Below are 14,502 nucleotides of genomic sequence, written 5' to 3' on the forward strand. Positions count from 1 at the left end.
TAAAATTCATTCAGCCATACCCAACTTTGTATTTTTGTTAAAACAAAAAGTTTTAAGATAAGCTTTAGAGTATGTAGTGCAGTAGTAATTTATAATTGCACACGGCTCTATATGTCAAATAAAAACTATAAATACAAATCCCTTTATTGAAAGGAGAAAACTATAGCTATGACGAAGTTAAGCGTTAATATTAATAAGATTGCCACATTAAGAAATGCAAGGGGAGGGGATATACCTAATGTAGTGAAATGTGCTTTGGATATCGAAAAATTTGGAGCACAAGGCATTACGGTGCATCCACGCCCAGATGAAAGACATATTAGATATCAGGATGCGAAAGATCTGAAACCGGTTTTAAAAACTGAATTTAATATTGAAGGAAATCCAGTGACCAAATTCGTAAATCTCGTCCTGGAAATTAAACCAGCGCAGGTTACGCTAGTGCCAGATGCTGAAGATGCAATTACCAGTAATGCCGGCTGGGATACTATTCGTTATAAGGAATATTTGCAGGAAGTAATTTCAGAATTTAAAAAATATGGTATTCGTACTTCGATTTTTGTTGATCCAGATGAAAAAATGATTGAGGGAGCCGCAGAAACCGGAACAGACCGTATAGAACTTTATACAGAAAGTTTTGCTGAAAAATTTGCACACGGAAATAAAGAAGAAGCTGTGGCACCATATGCTAAATGTGCCAAACTTGCACACGATTTGGAGTTGGGTGTAAATGCTGGTCACGATTTGTCGTTGGAGAATATAGCATTCTTTAAAAAACACGTGAATTTTGTAGATGAAGTATCTATTGGGCATGCCTTAATTGCAGAAGCGCTTTATTTAGGTCTAGAAGAGACCATAGCAAGATATTTAAAGAAATTAAAGTAAATTAAAATTGACCAATTTTGGTTAAGATTTTAAAAGAACAAAAATGAAATTACATACTAATGTTTTAGGAAAAGGAAAGCCATTTATCATTTTGCATGGATTTCTAGGAATGGGAGATAACTGGAAGACTTTAGGTAAAATGTTTTCTGAAGATGGTTACGAAGTTCATTTGGTAGACCAGCGAAATCATGGTAAAAGTCCGCATAGTGATGATTTTTCTTATGAATTATTAGTGGAAGATTTAAAAGAATATATCGAAGAGCACAAGTTGGAAAAAATTGTGCTTTTAGGCCATTCTATGGGTGGTAAAACAGCGATGCTCTTTGCAGCAACCTATCCAGAATTGCTAGATAAACTAATAATCGTAGATATTGCTCCTAAATATTACGAACCTCATCATCAGGAAATTTTAGCAGGATTAACCTTGTTAGAAGACGCCAATCTTTCCTCTCGCCAGGAAGCCTCTAAAATAATTTCTGAATACGTTCCCGATAGGCCAACACAGCTTTTTCTTCTGAAGAATTTAGACCGCGAAGGGAAAGGAAACTATGTATTAAAAGTAAACCTTAAAACGCTAAAAGACAAGATTGAAAATATTGGAGCAGGTTTAGAAAAAGATGAAGTTTATAAAGGCGAAACACTTTTTATAAAAGGAGAAAAGTCTAATTACATAAGGTTACCTGAAGATGAGCAACTTCTCCGTACTCATTTTCCAGAAGCAAAAATTGAAGTAATAAGTAATGCGGGCCATTGGGTTCATGCAGAAAACCAGAATGATTTTTACAATGCTATAATACGATTTTTGTAAAAAGCACCTTTAATTATTATGCATACATAATATTTTCCTCTATTTTGTTGTAGGATTCGTAATTTATACTAAATTTGAGCATAGGTTTTTTAAACCTGATAAAACTTAATTCTACAATAAATTATTATGAAGAAACTAGTATTTCTAACCCTTTTTGGGTTGGCAGCTGCAATGGCTTATGCAGGTGGTTACAGAGTAGGGCTTCAGGGGCAGCGGAGACTGGCTATGGGGCATACTGGTGTAGCTGTGGTTGATAATGCAGAGCTGGCCTTTTTTAATCCGGCGGGTTTAGTGTATTTAGAGGATAATATAAATGTTGCTTTTGGAGCAAGTGCCGTATTCTCTGATGTGGTTTGGCAGAATGATGAATTTGGACAAATGTCCAGAACAGATAGTTCTATAGGAACTCCCTTTTATGCTTACATTTCTTATCGAGCTACAGATTGGTTAACATTAGGATTAGCAGCATATACGCCTTATGGTAGTTCTGTAGAATGGCCAACCGATTGGTCTGGATCTCATCTGGTAAACGATATCGATCTCCAGGCAATTTATGTTCAGGCGTTAGCTTCAGTAAAAATTTCAGAAAAATTTAGTGTTGGTGGTGGTCCTATCTATGTAAATGGATCGGTTAACTTTAATAGAAACTTAAATAGAACCCTTAGCGATATCGATGGAAATCGGGCAAATGTAACTGTAGATGCTTCTGGGGTTCATGCTTGGGGATGGTCTTTTGGGGCAATGTATAATCCTACCGATAAACTGAGAATAGGAGCAAACTATCGTTCAGAAATTATTGTCGAAGCAGAAGATGGTGACGCAGATTTTAGCAATATTCCTAATTCACCACTTGCTCCTTTTAATGATACTAGATTTGATGCATCGCTGCCTTTACCAGCAGAGTTTTCAATCGGTGCATCTTACGAGCTTACAGAGAAATGGTTGTTGGCTTTTGATTATAACCGCGCTTTTTGGGATGTTTATCAATCTTTAGATATCGATTTTGAAGATCCAAATATTCCAGATTCAGAGAATCCTAGAAATTACAAAGATGCGAATACCTATAGATTCGGGGTTCAATATCTAGCTAACGAAATGTTTACGCTTAGAGCTGGTTACTATTTTGATGAATCTCCTGTACAATCAGGATATTTTGCGCCGGAAACACCAAGAAATGACGCGCATGGGTTTACCGCGGGACTTTCAGTAAATATTACCGAAAAGCTTTCCATAGATGCTTCTTTCCTTTACAATAGGTTTAAAGAAGTAGATGAGTCTTACAATTATTATATGGAAAACGGAGAAAATGTACCTTTTGAAGGGACTTACAAAACTGTGGCGTTTGTTCCTGGTCTTGGGGTAACTTTCAAAATTTAAACTTACAGGAAATGATGAAAAACTATAAATTTTTAGTAGTTGGTTTATTGGCTTTGGGAATAGTTTCTTGTGAGCCAGATTTAGATAACCCAATAGATGAAAAAGGAAGTGTTTATACTAATGGAGAAGCAGATTTCTCTAATTATGTTGCTCTTGGAAATTCGTTAACCGCAGGTTATGCAGATAATGCACTTTATATTACGGGGCAAAGAAATTCGTATCCCAATATTTTGGCGGGACAATTTGCTCTAACTCAGGAAACACAGGAGTTTACAATTCCTTATATGAATGATAATGCCGGCGGACTTTTACTATCCGGCGAACCATTGCAGGGTTTCAATAATCGTTTAGTGCTAGCAGTAGATGAAGATGGGGAGCGTGCTCCTTCAGTTTATACAGGAATGTCGCCTACTACAGATATATCAAATATTTTAGAAGGGCCTTTTAGTAATATGGGTGTTCCTGGTGCTAAATCGTATCATTTGGGTGTGGCTGGTTATGGTAATATAGCAGGAGTGCAGGCCGGTCTTGCTAATCCTTATTTTGTAAGATTTGCTTCTTCACCTCAAACAAGTATTATGGCTGATGCGATGGCTCAAAACCCTACCTTTTTTACGCTTTGGATAGGTAATAACGATGTTTTAGGTTATGCAAGTTCAGGAGGAACTGGGGTAAATCAGACAGGTAATTTAGACCCTAGGACATATGGATCAAATGATATTACAGATCCTGATGTTTTTGCTCAGGTATATTCAGGTTTAGTACAAACTTTAATCTCTGGAGGCGCCAAGGGTGTCCTTATTAATATACCAGACGTTACAGATGTAGCATTTTTTAATACCGTACCGTTTAATGCACTTAATCCTGCAGCTAACGACGATTTTGCAGCTCAAATTCCCACTTTAAATGCTACTTTTTCACAGTTAAATCAGGTTTTTGCTGCCTTACAAGTTTCTGATAGAAGTATTCAGTATTCTGAAACAGCGGCTTCGCCAGTATTGATTTTTGATGAATCATTGACAAATCTTTCAGCGGAAATAACTCAGGTTTTAACGCAATCTGGATTCGATGCGTCGATGGCTGCACTATATGGGCAGCAGTTTGGGCAGGTTCGTCAGGCTACTTCCGAAGATTTATTCACACTTACTTCTTCAAGAGTTATTGGGCAGCTTAATGAAACACGGTTCACTCAGCTAGTTCAGGCAGGTGTGCCGCAAGAAATGGCCGGGCAACTTGCAATAAACGGGATTACTTATCCGCTAGGTGATGAGTATGTTTTAATACCAAGTGAGCAGACTGAAATTTTAGAAGCCACAAACGCCTTTAATACTTCCATAAAAAGTATTGCGACAACCAATAATCTTGCTTTTGTTGATGCTAATGCTATGCTTAGCCAAGTGGCTAATGGAGGTGTCGCTTATGATGGAGGTTCGGTTACTTCTACTTTCGGGACTGGTGGTGCATTTTCTTTAGATGGCGTTCACTTAACACCAAGAGGATATGCGGTAATGGCGAACGAGATTATCGATCAAATAAATGCAACTTATGGTTCTACGGTTCCTAAAGTGAATGTTGGTCAATACAACACTATTACACCTAGTAATGATGTACAGTAATGATAAACTTATATTAAAATAAAGAAAGTCGGCAATTAGCCGGCTTTTTTTTTCGCAATTTTGAGGTATTCAAACTAAATTAAATATGAGACTTTTACTAAAACTTCTTTTATCGGCCCTTGTAGTGGTTGGTCTTGCTAAGATTTTACCCGGTGTAAGTGTAAGTAGTTATCTAACAGCGTTTATAGTAGCTGTAGTACTTGCGGTCTTAAACCTGATTTTAAAACCAATATTGGTCGTTCTTACCTTACCGGTAACAATTTTAACCTTTGGGCTATTCCTATTAATTATAAATGCGATAATTATATTTCTTGCAGATAGCTTTATAGGAGGATTCAGCGTCGATGGTTGGTTTATGGCGATTATTTTTAGTCTGCTTTTTTCTTTGTTTCAGTCGATATTGTATTCCCTTCTTGATAAGGATTAGAAGCTTGCTGAAATTCAATAATTTGAAACTTTGCAGGCTTATGAAAAAAGCTTAATTTTGCACACCAATTTTTATAATAAGTCAAGAATGAATATTACCAGAGAGAATATTGATAAATTGAATGCGGTAGTTAAAGTAGATATCGCAAAAGACGACTATGCTCCTAAAGTAGAGAAAATCCTTAAGGATTACCGTAAAAACGCCAATATTCCTGGCTTTAGAAAAGGTCATGTTCCTATGGGAATGGTTAAAAAGCAATACGGGCAGGCTGTTTTAGTAGATGAGGTAAACAAATTGCTACAGGAAAATCTTAATAAATATCTTACTGAAGAAAAATTAGACGTTCTTGGAAATCCTATTCCAAAAGAGCAAGAAAACTTCGACTGGAATAAAGATGAGTATACATTCGAATTTGAAATAGGTCTTGCGCCAGAGTTTGAAGTTGATCTTGACTTAGAAAAGCCGGTTAAAAAATATAATATCGTTGCTGATGATAAAATGATCGATAGCCAAATCGAATCTATCCAGAAGCAATACGGTAAATTAATTTCTAAGGAAGAAGTTGAAGAAGGAGATATCGTAGCCGGAACTTTTAAAAACGAAGAAGAAGGAATCGAAAACGAAACTTCTATCGAGTTAGAAAAAATTAAAGGGAAGAGAAATCTTAATAAATTTGTTGGCGCTAAAGCTGGTGATGTTATCACTTTAAAGACAAAAAGTCTTTTTGAAGATGATCACGACTTGCAACAACACTTAAAGGTTGAGCACGATAAAGCGCACGATCTGGATATCGAAGTTGAGTTTACTATTTCTGAAGTTAACAAAAGAGAGCTTGCAGATTTAGATCAGGAATTATTTGATAAACTTTTTGGAGAAGGGAAAGTAACTTCAGTTACCGAGCTTAAAGAAAAGATCAAAGAAGATGCAGAGAAGCAATTTACTCAGCAAAGTGATCAACAATTAATGAATGATGTTACTGAAGCATTAATTGAAAAAACAGACTTCGATCTTCCTAAAGAATTTCTTCAAAAATGGATTAGAACTGTTGGAGAAAAACCACTTACTGAAGAAGAAGCGGTTGAAGAATACGAAAAGAGCGAAAAAGGTTTACGTTATCAGTTGATCGAAGGAAAAATCGTTAAGGATAACGATATTCAGGTAGATTTTGAAGCGCTTAAAGCTTTCGCTAAAGATAAAATTAAAGAACAAATGGCTCAATTTGGGCAGATGGATCCTTCAGATAAAGAATTAGACGATATCGCAGCAAGAATCCTTTCTAACCAAGACGAAGTAAAGCGTCTTTCTGAGCAATTAGTAAACGAAAAGCTGTTAAATTTCTACAAAGAGAATATGAAATTTGACGAAAAGGAAGTTACTTACGATGATTTTGTGAAAGAGATCTATAACTAAGCCTTTTTTATAATTTATACCTATCTTTAAGGCGTTATCCATATGGTATAACGCCTTTTTTGGCTTTATGGGTAGCATGTGTAATTAAAAAGAAAAATTGATGGATTACGGAAAAGAATTCGAAAAATACGCAACCCAGCATCACGGGATAAATAGCAATTATTATAACAAAATAGTAAGCAGTATGACCCCAATGGGGATGACGCCTAACATTATTGAAGAGCGCCAAATGAATGCTGTAGCGATGGATGTATTTTCACGATTAATGATGGACAGGATTATCTTTATGGGAACTGGCATCAACGATCAGGTAGCTAATATTATTCAGGCGCAATTATTATTTTTAGAAAGTACAGATTCTTCAAAAGATATTCAAATTTATATAAACTCGCCTGGTGGTAGTGTATACGCTGGTTTAGGTATTTACGATACCATGCAGTTTATAAAACCAGATGTTGCTACGATTTGTACTGGTATGGCAGCTTCAATGGGAGCGGTATTACTTTGTGCAGGAGCAGAAGGAAAACGTAGTGGATTACCACACTCTAGAGTGATGATTCACCAACCTCTTGGCGGAGCTCAAGGACAAGCTAGTGATATCGAAATCACAGCAAGAGAGATTATTACTTTAAAAGAAGAATTATACAAAATTATCTCTAAACATTCTGGGCAGTCTTACGAGAAAGTACACGAAGATAGTGATCGTGATTACTGGATGAAAGCTGATAAGGCAAAAGAATACGGGATGATCGACGAAATTCTTACTAGAGACTAAGGAGTATTAAGAACGAAATTTAGAGAAGAGTTTTAGAAGGTATTTCTAAAACAGAACAGGAAATTAAATAAGATGGCGAAAGAAGAATTAGAATGTTCCTTTTGTGGAAGAAAAAAGCCGGAAACCAATCTATTGATTGCCGGCTTGGATGCTCACATCTGTGATCGATGTATAGAGCAGGCGCACGGTATTGTGCTTGAAGAATCCAAACAAGGGGAAGCAAACGAGTTATCTTCAGAATTAATGCTAAGTAAGCCTAAATCTATTAAGGCTTTTTTAGATGAATATATAATTGGTCAGGAAGCTACTAAAAAGGTAATGTCTGTTGCCGTTTATAATCACTATAAGCGATTATTACAACCGGATAGCGATGATGATATCGAAATCCAGAAAAGTAATATTGTTATGGTAGGAGAAACCGGTACCGGTAAAACCCTTATGGCAAAAACAATCGCTAAAATGCTAAATGTGCCTTTGGCAATTGTAGATGCGACGGTTTTAACCGAAGCAGGATATGTAGGAGAAGATGTAGAAGGTATTTTAACCCGTCTATTACAGGCAGCCGATTATAATTTAGAAAAAGCACAACGCGGAATTGTTTTTATTGATGAGATCGATAAGATTGCTCGTAAAAGCGATAACCCATCAATTACCAGAGATGTTTCTGGAGAAGGTGTTCAGCAAGCTTTACTAAAACTTTTAGAAGGAACTACTGTAAATGTTCCGCCAAAAGGAGGAAGAAAGCATCCCGATCAAAAATTTATCGAGGTAGATACAGAGAATATTTTGTTTATCGCGGGTGGAGCTTTTGATGGTATCGAGAAAAATATCAGTAAGCGTTTAAATATGCAAGCGGTAGGATTTAGTGCCTCTAAGAGCGATGATAATATCGAAAGAACTAATCTTTTAAAATATATCATCCCAAAAGATTTGAAAGATTTTGGACTTATTCCTGAGATTATTGGTCGTTTACCGGCACTAACGTATATGAATCCATTAGATAAAGATACGCTTAGATCAATTTTAACGGAGCCTAAAAATGCGATTATCAAACAATACACAAAATTGTTTGAAATGGATGAAATCGAATTTAGTGTAACCGATGAAGCTTTGGATTATATCGTAGAAAAAGCGGTAGAATACAAACTTGGTGCACGTGGTTTACGTTCGCTTTGTGAAGCAATTTTAACAGATGCGATGTTTGATCTTCCGGAAAGTGATGTAAAAGAATTTGAGCTTACTAAAAAGTATGCTGACGAGAAATTAAATAAATCAACTATAAATGCACTGAAAGCAGCTTCGTAGTTGAAAGCTAATATTAGTTGAAAAGCCTCATAAATTTTGTTATTTATGGGGCTTTTTTATTTCAATCTATTTCTCACTTCACTAATAAATCTGCAAGTAAACCTTCCAAAAATCAGATTATCAATTTTATTTTTTGAAAGCTTTAGCATTGCACTATAATCTTCTGTTAATCATTTTAACTCAGCCTTATAAATTGGTAATTTCATAAGAAGAGAACTCTTTTTACCAATCAATAAATTGCATAGTATGGCTAAGGAAAATGAAAGTAATACCGAGATTGAAAATCAGGAATGGTTGGATTCGCTCAGATGGGTATTGCAAAATGAGTCGAAAGAACGAGTTGAAGAAATCCTAAAATTACTTCAGGCTGAAGCACAAAGAAACGGTGTGAAGCAAAACTTACCCCTTACCACTTCTTATATAAATACTATAAGCCCGGAAGACGAAGAAAAGTATCCTGGTGATATCGAAATTGAAGAGAAAATCTTAGGGTACATTCGTTGGAATGCCATGGCCATGGTGGTGAGAGCAAATAATGAAAGTAAAGGTATAGGAGGGCATGTTTCAACCTATTCTTCTATAGCACATTTGTGGGAAGTAGGTTTTAATCATTTTTATAAAATGGATCGTGAAGCAGGATCTGATATGGTTTACTTTCAAGGACACGCTTCACCTGGTGTTTATTCTCGAGCTTTTTTAGAAGGTAGATTAACTGAAGAACACTTAGAAAACTTCCGTAGAGAAATAAAATCAGATAAAGGTTTAACGTCTTATCCACACCCGCATTTAATGCCGGAGTTCTGGAACTTTCCAACTGTATCTATGGGGTTAGGACCTATCAATGCAATTTACCAGGCACGTTTTAATAAGTATCTTGAAAAACGTGGATTAATAGAAAATAATGATCAGCAAATATGGGCATATCTAGGTGATGGAGAAATGGACGAGCCGGAAGCACGTGGCGCAATAAGTGTAGCTGCTCGTGATAAATTAGATAATCTAACCTTTGTGGTAGATTGTAATCTGCAACGTCTAGACGGTCCGGTACGCGGAAATGGAAAAATTATTCAGGAACTGGAAGGTTTATTTCGTGGAGCCGGATGGAATGTAATTAAGCTGCTTTGGGGGAAAGATTGGGATTCGGTTTTTGAAAAAGACACCGAAGGCAAGTTAATTAGTTTATTAGATGAATTACCCGATGGGCAACTTCAAAAATATGCATTTTCTGAAGGCGAATTTATCCGAGAAGATCTCTTCGGAAAAGATGAAAATTTAACTGAAATTGTCAAAAATTTATCTGATGATGAGTTGAAACGCTTAAAGCGTGGCGGTCACGATCAGCAAAAAATATATAATGCTTATAAAAAAGCGACCGAGCATAAAGGTCAGCCTACCATAATTTTAGCTCAAACTATTAAAGGTTACGGTCAGGGAAAAGCCGGTGAAGCCAGTAATGTTTCCCATAAAACTAAGAGCTTTAAAGAAGATGAGTTGAAATCGTTTAGAGATTTCTTCAATCTGCCAATTTCAGATAAAGAAATAAAAGATATTCCGTTTATAAAGCCTGAAGAAGATAGCGAAGAAATTAAGTACCTTCAGAAAAAACGAAAAGATTTAGGCGGTTTTATGCCGCAACGCAAAGATGAAAGCGAAGCCATAAAACAACCCGATAAAAAAGTATTTAAAAGTTTTTTAGAAGGTTCAGGAGATGATGAGGCGGCAACAACAATGGTAATGATCCAAACCTTAAGTAGGTTGTTTAAAGATAAAGAACTGGGGAAATATATTGTTCCGATTATTCCAGATGAAAGCCGAACTTTCGGGATGGAATCTTTATTTAGGCAAGTTGGGATTTACGCTCCCGGTGGCCAGGTATATGAGCCGGTAGATAAAGAAAGTCTGCTGTTTTATAAAGAATCTGAAGATGGGGCAATAATGGAAGAAGGAATTACTGAAGCAGGTTGCATGGCCGAATTTATTGCCGCCGGTACTTCTTATCTCAATCAGGGAATTCCAATGATTCCGTTTTACTTCTTTTATTCTATGTTTGGTTTTCAAAGAACCGGAGATTTAATCTGGGCAGCAGCAGATGCCGGGGCAAAAGGATTTTTAGTAGGAGGTATTTCAGGAAGAACAAGTTTGCCAGGTGAAGGTTTACAGCACCAAGATGGCAACAGTCATTTATTTGCTTTAGCATTCCCAACGGTAAAAGCTTACGATCCTGCTTTTGCATACGAATTGGCGACTATTGTAAAAAACGGAATACAGGAAATGTATATCGACAAAAAAACATATCAATATTATATCACGCTTGGAAATGCGACCTACAAAATGCCAAAAATGCCTAAAGACAGTGAAGAGGGTATTTTGAAGGGGATGTATAAATTTCAGAAAACCAGAAAACGCAAAACCGATAAAAAAGCACATCTTTTTGGTAGCGGTTCTATTATGGTTGAAGTAATGGAGGCTGCCGAAATTCTAGAAAAAGAATATGATGTTGCGGTAGATATTTGGAGTATTACCAGCTACAAATCATTATACGATGACGCTATAGATACAGAACGTAATAATCGCTTAAAAACTCAGCTAAACAAAGAGAAGAATTATATTCAAGATTGTCTGGAAGAAGAAAAAGGTGTTTTTGTAGCCGCTTCCGATTATGTGAAAGCATTGCCGGAATCGATCGCAAAATGGTTTCCTACAAATCTTGCTGCTTTGGGAACCGATGGTTTTGGCCGCAGCGATGCAAGACCAGAACTACGTAATTTCTTCGAAGTAAACGCGGCACATATTGTATTTGCCACACTTTACGAGTTAGCAAACGAAGGAAGAATTAAAGCCAAGCAGTTAAAAGATGCCGCTAAGAAATTTGACATCAATGCTAAAAAACCGAATCCAAGAACATCCTAATCAAAAAAGAAAAGAAAAATGGCTATAGAAATCAAAGTACCACAAATAGCGGACGGAGTAGAAACGGCAACAGTTTCCGAAATATTAGTCGCTGAAGGAGATAAAATTGAAAAAGACCAGGGCGTTATTGCTGTAGAAAGTGATAAAGCTTCTGTTGAGGTTCCAAGTTCAGACGCCGGAACGGTAAAAGAAATAAAGATTAGTGAAGGTGATGAGGTTGAAGTCGGTCAGGTAATTATTTTGCTAGAAGGCGACGGTGAATCTGATGGAGAGGACGATGATGCTGCTGAAGAATCTTCAGAAGATACAGAAGAAAATGAAGACACTTCCGAAGAAGAAAATGAAGATGATGCTGCTGAAGAAGATAGTGGCAAGAAAAAAAAGAAAGTAAAAGAAGAGAAAGCTAGCGAGAGCAAAGATTCTGACGATGATGAAGAGGAAGACTCTGACGGAGATGACGAAGAAAAGGAGGAAAAAGCTTCTAAAAATGATGAATCTGAATCTGATGATGAAGATAAAGAGGAGAAGAAAAAATCAAACAAATCTTCAGGGAAATCTACCGGAGCCGGAATTCAGGCTTCACCGGGAACTCGTCGTTTAGCGAGAGAGCTTGGGGTAGATCTTAGTGAATTGGCAGAAGAAATTTCAGGAAAAATTTCAGAAAAAGATGTCAAAGAATTTGCTAAAGGCGGAAGTCAAAAATCTACAAAATCAGCTTCAGTTTCTTTACCGGATTTTGAAAAATTCGGAAATGTAAAACGTGAGCCATTAAACAATATCCGAAAAGCAACAGCTAAAAATGTTACGGCTTCCTGGCAAGCAGTACCACATGTTTTTCAGTTTGATGAAGCCGATATTACCGATATTCAGCAATATTTAGAAGCAAATCAGGATAAAGCTGAAAAAGCCGGGGGAAAATTAACCATTACGGCATTGCTTACGAAGATCGTTGCCAGTGCGTTGGTTCGATTTCCAAAGTTTAACGCCAGCGTAGATATGGAAAATCAGGAAATGATCCTGAAAAATTATGTGAATATCGGGATTGCAGTTGCTACCGAAAAAGGATTGTTAGTACCGGTAATTAAAGATGCCGACAAGAAAAGTATCATAGAAATTGCTGCGGAATTAACCAATATCGCTGAAAAGGCAAGAGATGGTAAATTGAGTAAAGAAGATATGGAGGGCGCCAACTTCTCTATTTCTAATCTTGGCGGAATTGGCGGAACTAATTTTACACCTATTGTGCCCGCACCACAATCGGGGATTTTAGGAATTTCACGTTCGGCAAAAAAGCCTGTTTATATTGACAACGAATTTAAACCAAGAGAGATTTTACCGCTTAGTTTATCCTACGATCATCGTTTAATCGATGGTGCTGATGGTGCTGCATTTATCAATTGGATCACTCAGGCGTTGGAAGATCCTTACAAAGCCTTGCTTGGTGTGTAATTAGGATTCCATTTAGCTAAGCTTAAGAGTTTAGAAAAGTAATTTTATTGTTCTAAACAACCTTTGCAATATTGAAATCTCGATTATCGAGTAAAAATAAATTATGGCAGATAGCAAGAAAGATAAAAAAGAACTGATAGTAATTGGTGCAGGCTCGGGTGGTTATGCAGCCGCTTTTCGAGCAGCCGATTTAGGGATTAAAACCACGCTAATCGATCCGGAAGCTAATCCCGGTGGTGTATGTTTATATCGGGGTTGTATTCCCTCGAAAGCTTTATTACATGTAGCTAAAGTGAAAAAAGAGGCTGCAGAATTATCGAATTTCGGAGTGAGTTTTGGCGAGCCTGAAATCGATGTGAAGAAAATAGGAAAGTGGAAAGATGATGTTGTAAAAAAACTAACCGGTGGTTTAGGTCAGCTTAGTAAAGCCAGGAAAGTTGAGTTTATCCAGGGGAAAGCTTTTTTTAAAGATGAAAAAGCGCTGGAAGTTGAAGAAAATTCTGGTGATTCGTACGAACTTGAATTCGAAAATGCAATTATCGCTACAGGATCTACACCAACCGAATTACCCAATATCGAAATAGATCACAAACTTATCTGGAATTCTAAAGATGCACTCGATATTAAAGAAATTCCGAAGAAATTATTAGTGATTGGCGGTGGTTATATTGGATTAGAACTTGGTAGTGTGTATGCAAATTTGGGAAGTGAAGTTTCTATTGCTGAAATGACTTCTGGTTTTTTACCGGGAGCTGATCGTGATCTGGTAAAGGTTTTTGAAAAAGAACAGCCTTTTAAAAATCTGTATTTTGATACTAAAGTTGAAAAGGTTGAGGTGAAAAAGAAGAAAGTTGAAGTGGTATTGAAGTCGGGCGATAAAGAGCAGAAAAAGAAATTCGATCGTGTTTTAGTAGCTATTGGGCGTAAACCGAATACTAAAGCCAGTAAACCACAAAATGCGGGAGTAGAAATTGGAGAAGATGGTTTTATAAAAGTTTTCAGTAATCGTAAAACTTCAGCAAATAATATTTATGCGATAGGTGATATTACCGGCCAGCCCATGTTAGCGCACAAAGCTTCCCACGAAGGTCGTGTTGCTGCGGAAGTAATTAAAGGTGAGAAAGGTTCATCTTACGATGCTAAAGTAATTCCTGCGATCGTTTTTACTGATCCTGAAATTGCCTGGTGTGGACTTACAGAGGAAGAGCTAAATTCTTCGAATATCGATGCGAAAGTGGTAAAATTTCCATGGTCGGCTTCCGGAAGAGCTAAAGCTTTAGGAACCGATAACGGACTTACAAAATTGATTGTAGAGAGAGAATCTGAAATTATTCTGGGCGGTGGCGTTGCCGGTAAAAATGCAGGTAGTTTAATTCCTGAAATTGCACTAGCTATAGAAATGGGCACCACTGCAAGAGATCTGGCACTTACTATACATCCGCATCCAACATTATCGGAAACAATTATGGAGAGTGCTGAATTGTTTTATGGAAGCCCAACACATATTGTTGATAAATAATTTTAAGCTAAAAGTCAGTAT

Annotated in this window: 11 protein-coding genes; all 11 read left to right on the top strand. The window is 36.8% G+C overall.

What is annotated here, in order from left to right; all coding sequences use genetic code 11:
- The first annotated feature begins 168 nt into the window (after positions 1 to 168).
- Positions 169 to 885, top strand: coding sequence for a pyridoxine 5'-phosphate synthase (locus tag PBT91_RS01950; RefSeq protein ID WP_270060134.1), 717 nt, complete (start codon positions 169 to 171; stop codon positions 883 to 885).
- Between the two features lie 43 nt (positions 886 to 928).
- Positions 929 to 1,693 (top strand): alpha/beta fold hydrolase, encoded by a 765-nt coding sequence (locus tag PBT91_RS01955; protein WP_270060135.1) that lies wholly within the window; start codon positions 929 to 931, stop codon positions 1,691 to 1,693.
- 126 nt (positions 1,694 to 1,819) lie between these two features.
- A complete protein-coding gene (locus PBT91_RS01960; RefSeq protein ID WP_270060136.1) occupies positions 1,820 to 3,070 on the top strand; it encodes an OmpP1/FadL family transporter in 1,251 nt (416 codons plus the stop codon).
- Between the two features lie 14 nt (positions 3,071 to 3,084).
- On the top strand, positions 3,085 to 4,686 hold the full coding sequence (locus tag PBT91_RS01965; protein WP_270061410.1) for a G-D-S-L family lipolytic protein: 1,602 nt from the start codon (positions 3,085 to 3,087) through the stop codon (positions 4,684 to 4,686).
- Positions 4,687 to 4,771: 85 nt separating this feature from the next.
- Complete coding sequence (locus PBT91_RS01970; protein WP_270060137.1) at positions 4,772 to 5,113, top strand: phage holin family protein; 342 nt, start codon at positions 4,772 to 4,774, stop codon at positions 5,111 to 5,113.
- 87 nt (positions 5,114 to 5,200) lie between these two features.
- Positions 5,201 to 6,523, top strand: coding sequence for a trigger factor (tig, locus tag PBT91_RS01975; protein ID WP_270060138.1), 1,323 nt, complete (start codon positions 5,201 to 5,203; stop codon positions 6,521 to 6,523).
- 100 nt (positions 6,524 to 6,623) lie between these two features.
- Entirely contained in the window at positions 6,624 to 7,298 is a 675-nt protein-coding gene (clpP, locus tag PBT91_RS01980) for an ATP-dependent Clp endopeptidase proteolytic subunit ClpP (protein ID WP_270060139.1), read from the top strand.
- Between the two features lie 72 nt (positions 7,299 to 7,370).
- On the top strand, positions 7,371 to 8,603 hold the full coding sequence (gene clpX / locus PBT91_RS01985; protein ID WP_270060140.1) for an ATP-dependent Clp protease ATP-binding subunit ClpX: 1,233 nt from the start codon (positions 7,371 to 7,373) through the stop codon (positions 8,601 to 8,603).
- A 246-nt stretch (positions 8,604 to 8,849) separates the two neighbouring features.
- Positions 8,850 to 11,513, top strand: coding sequence for a pyruvate dehydrogenase (acetyl-transferring), homodimeric type (gene aceE / locus PBT91_RS01990; RefSeq protein ID WP_270060141.1), 2,664 nt, complete (start codon positions 8,850 to 8,852; stop codon positions 11,511 to 11,513).
- A gap of 18 nt (positions 11,514 to 11,531) precedes the next feature.
- The gene (locus PBT91_RS01995) at positions 11,532 to 12,962 is read left to right on the top strand and encodes a 2-oxo acid dehydrogenase subunit E2 (RefSeq protein ID WP_270060142.1); all 1,431 of its coding nucleotides are present in this window, start codon (positions 11,532 to 11,534) and stop codon (positions 12,960 to 12,962) included.
- 103 nt (positions 12,963 to 13,065) lie between these two features.
- Positions 13,066 to 14,481, top strand: coding sequence for a dihydrolipoyl dehydrogenase (lpdA, locus tag PBT91_RS02000; protein ID WP_270060143.1), 1,416 nt, complete (start codon positions 13,066 to 13,068; stop codon positions 14,479 to 14,481).
- The last annotated feature ends 21 nt before the right edge of the window (positions 14,482 to 14,502 follow it).

It is taken from the genome of Zunongwangia sp. HGR-M22 (genome assembly GCF_027594425.1).
In the GTDB taxonomy this organism is placed as follows: Bacteria; Bacteroidota; Bacteroidia; order Flavobacteriales; family Flavobacteriaceae; genus Zunongwangia.

What these genes read in the sequence shown, in the direction of transcription:
- clpP (WP_270060139.1), top strand. Translation starts at nt 6,624, where the DNA reads ATGGATTACGGAAAAGAATTCGAAAAATACGCAACCCAGCATCACGGG.
- PBT91_RS01995 (WP_270060142.1), top strand. Translation starts at nt 11,532, where the DNA reads ATGGCTATAGAAATCAAAGTACCACAAATAGCGGACGGAGTAGAAACG.
- clpX (WP_270060140.1), top strand. Translation starts at nt 7,371, where the DNA reads ATGGCGAAAGAAGAATTAGAATGTTCCTTTTGTGGAAGAAAAAAGCCG.
- tig (WP_270060138.1), top strand. Translation starts at nt 5,201, where the DNA reads ATGAATATTACCAGAGAGAATATTGATAAATTGAATGCGGTAGTTAAA.
- aceE (WP_270060141.1), top strand. Translation starts at nt 8,850, where the DNA reads ATGGCTAAGGAAAATGAAAGTAATACCGAGATTGAAAATCAGGAATGG.
- PBT91_RS01960 (WP_270060136.1), top strand. Translation starts at nt 1,820, where the DNA reads ATGAAGAAACTAGTATTTCTAACCCTTTTTGGGTTGGCAGCTGCAATG.
- lpdA (WP_270060143.1), top strand. Translation starts at nt 13,066, where the DNA reads ATGGCAGATAGCAAGAAAGATAAAAAAGAACTGATAGTAATTGGTGCA.
- PBT91_RS01950 (WP_270060134.1), top strand. Translation starts at nt 169, where the DNA reads ATGACGAAGTTAAGCGTTAATATTAATAAGATTGCCACATTAAGAAAT.
- PBT91_RS01965 (WP_270061410.1), top strand. Translation starts at nt 3,085, where the DNA reads ATGAAAAACTATAAATTTTTAGTAGTTGGTTTATTGGCTTTGGGAATA.
- PBT91_RS01955 (WP_270060135.1), top strand. Translation starts at nt 929, where the DNA reads ATGAAATTACATACTAATGTTTTAGGAAAAGGAAAGCCATTTATCATT.
- PBT91_RS01970 (WP_270060137.1), top strand. Translation starts at nt 4,772, where the DNA reads ATGAGACTTTTACTAAAACTTCTTTTATCGGCCCTTGTAGTGGTTGGT.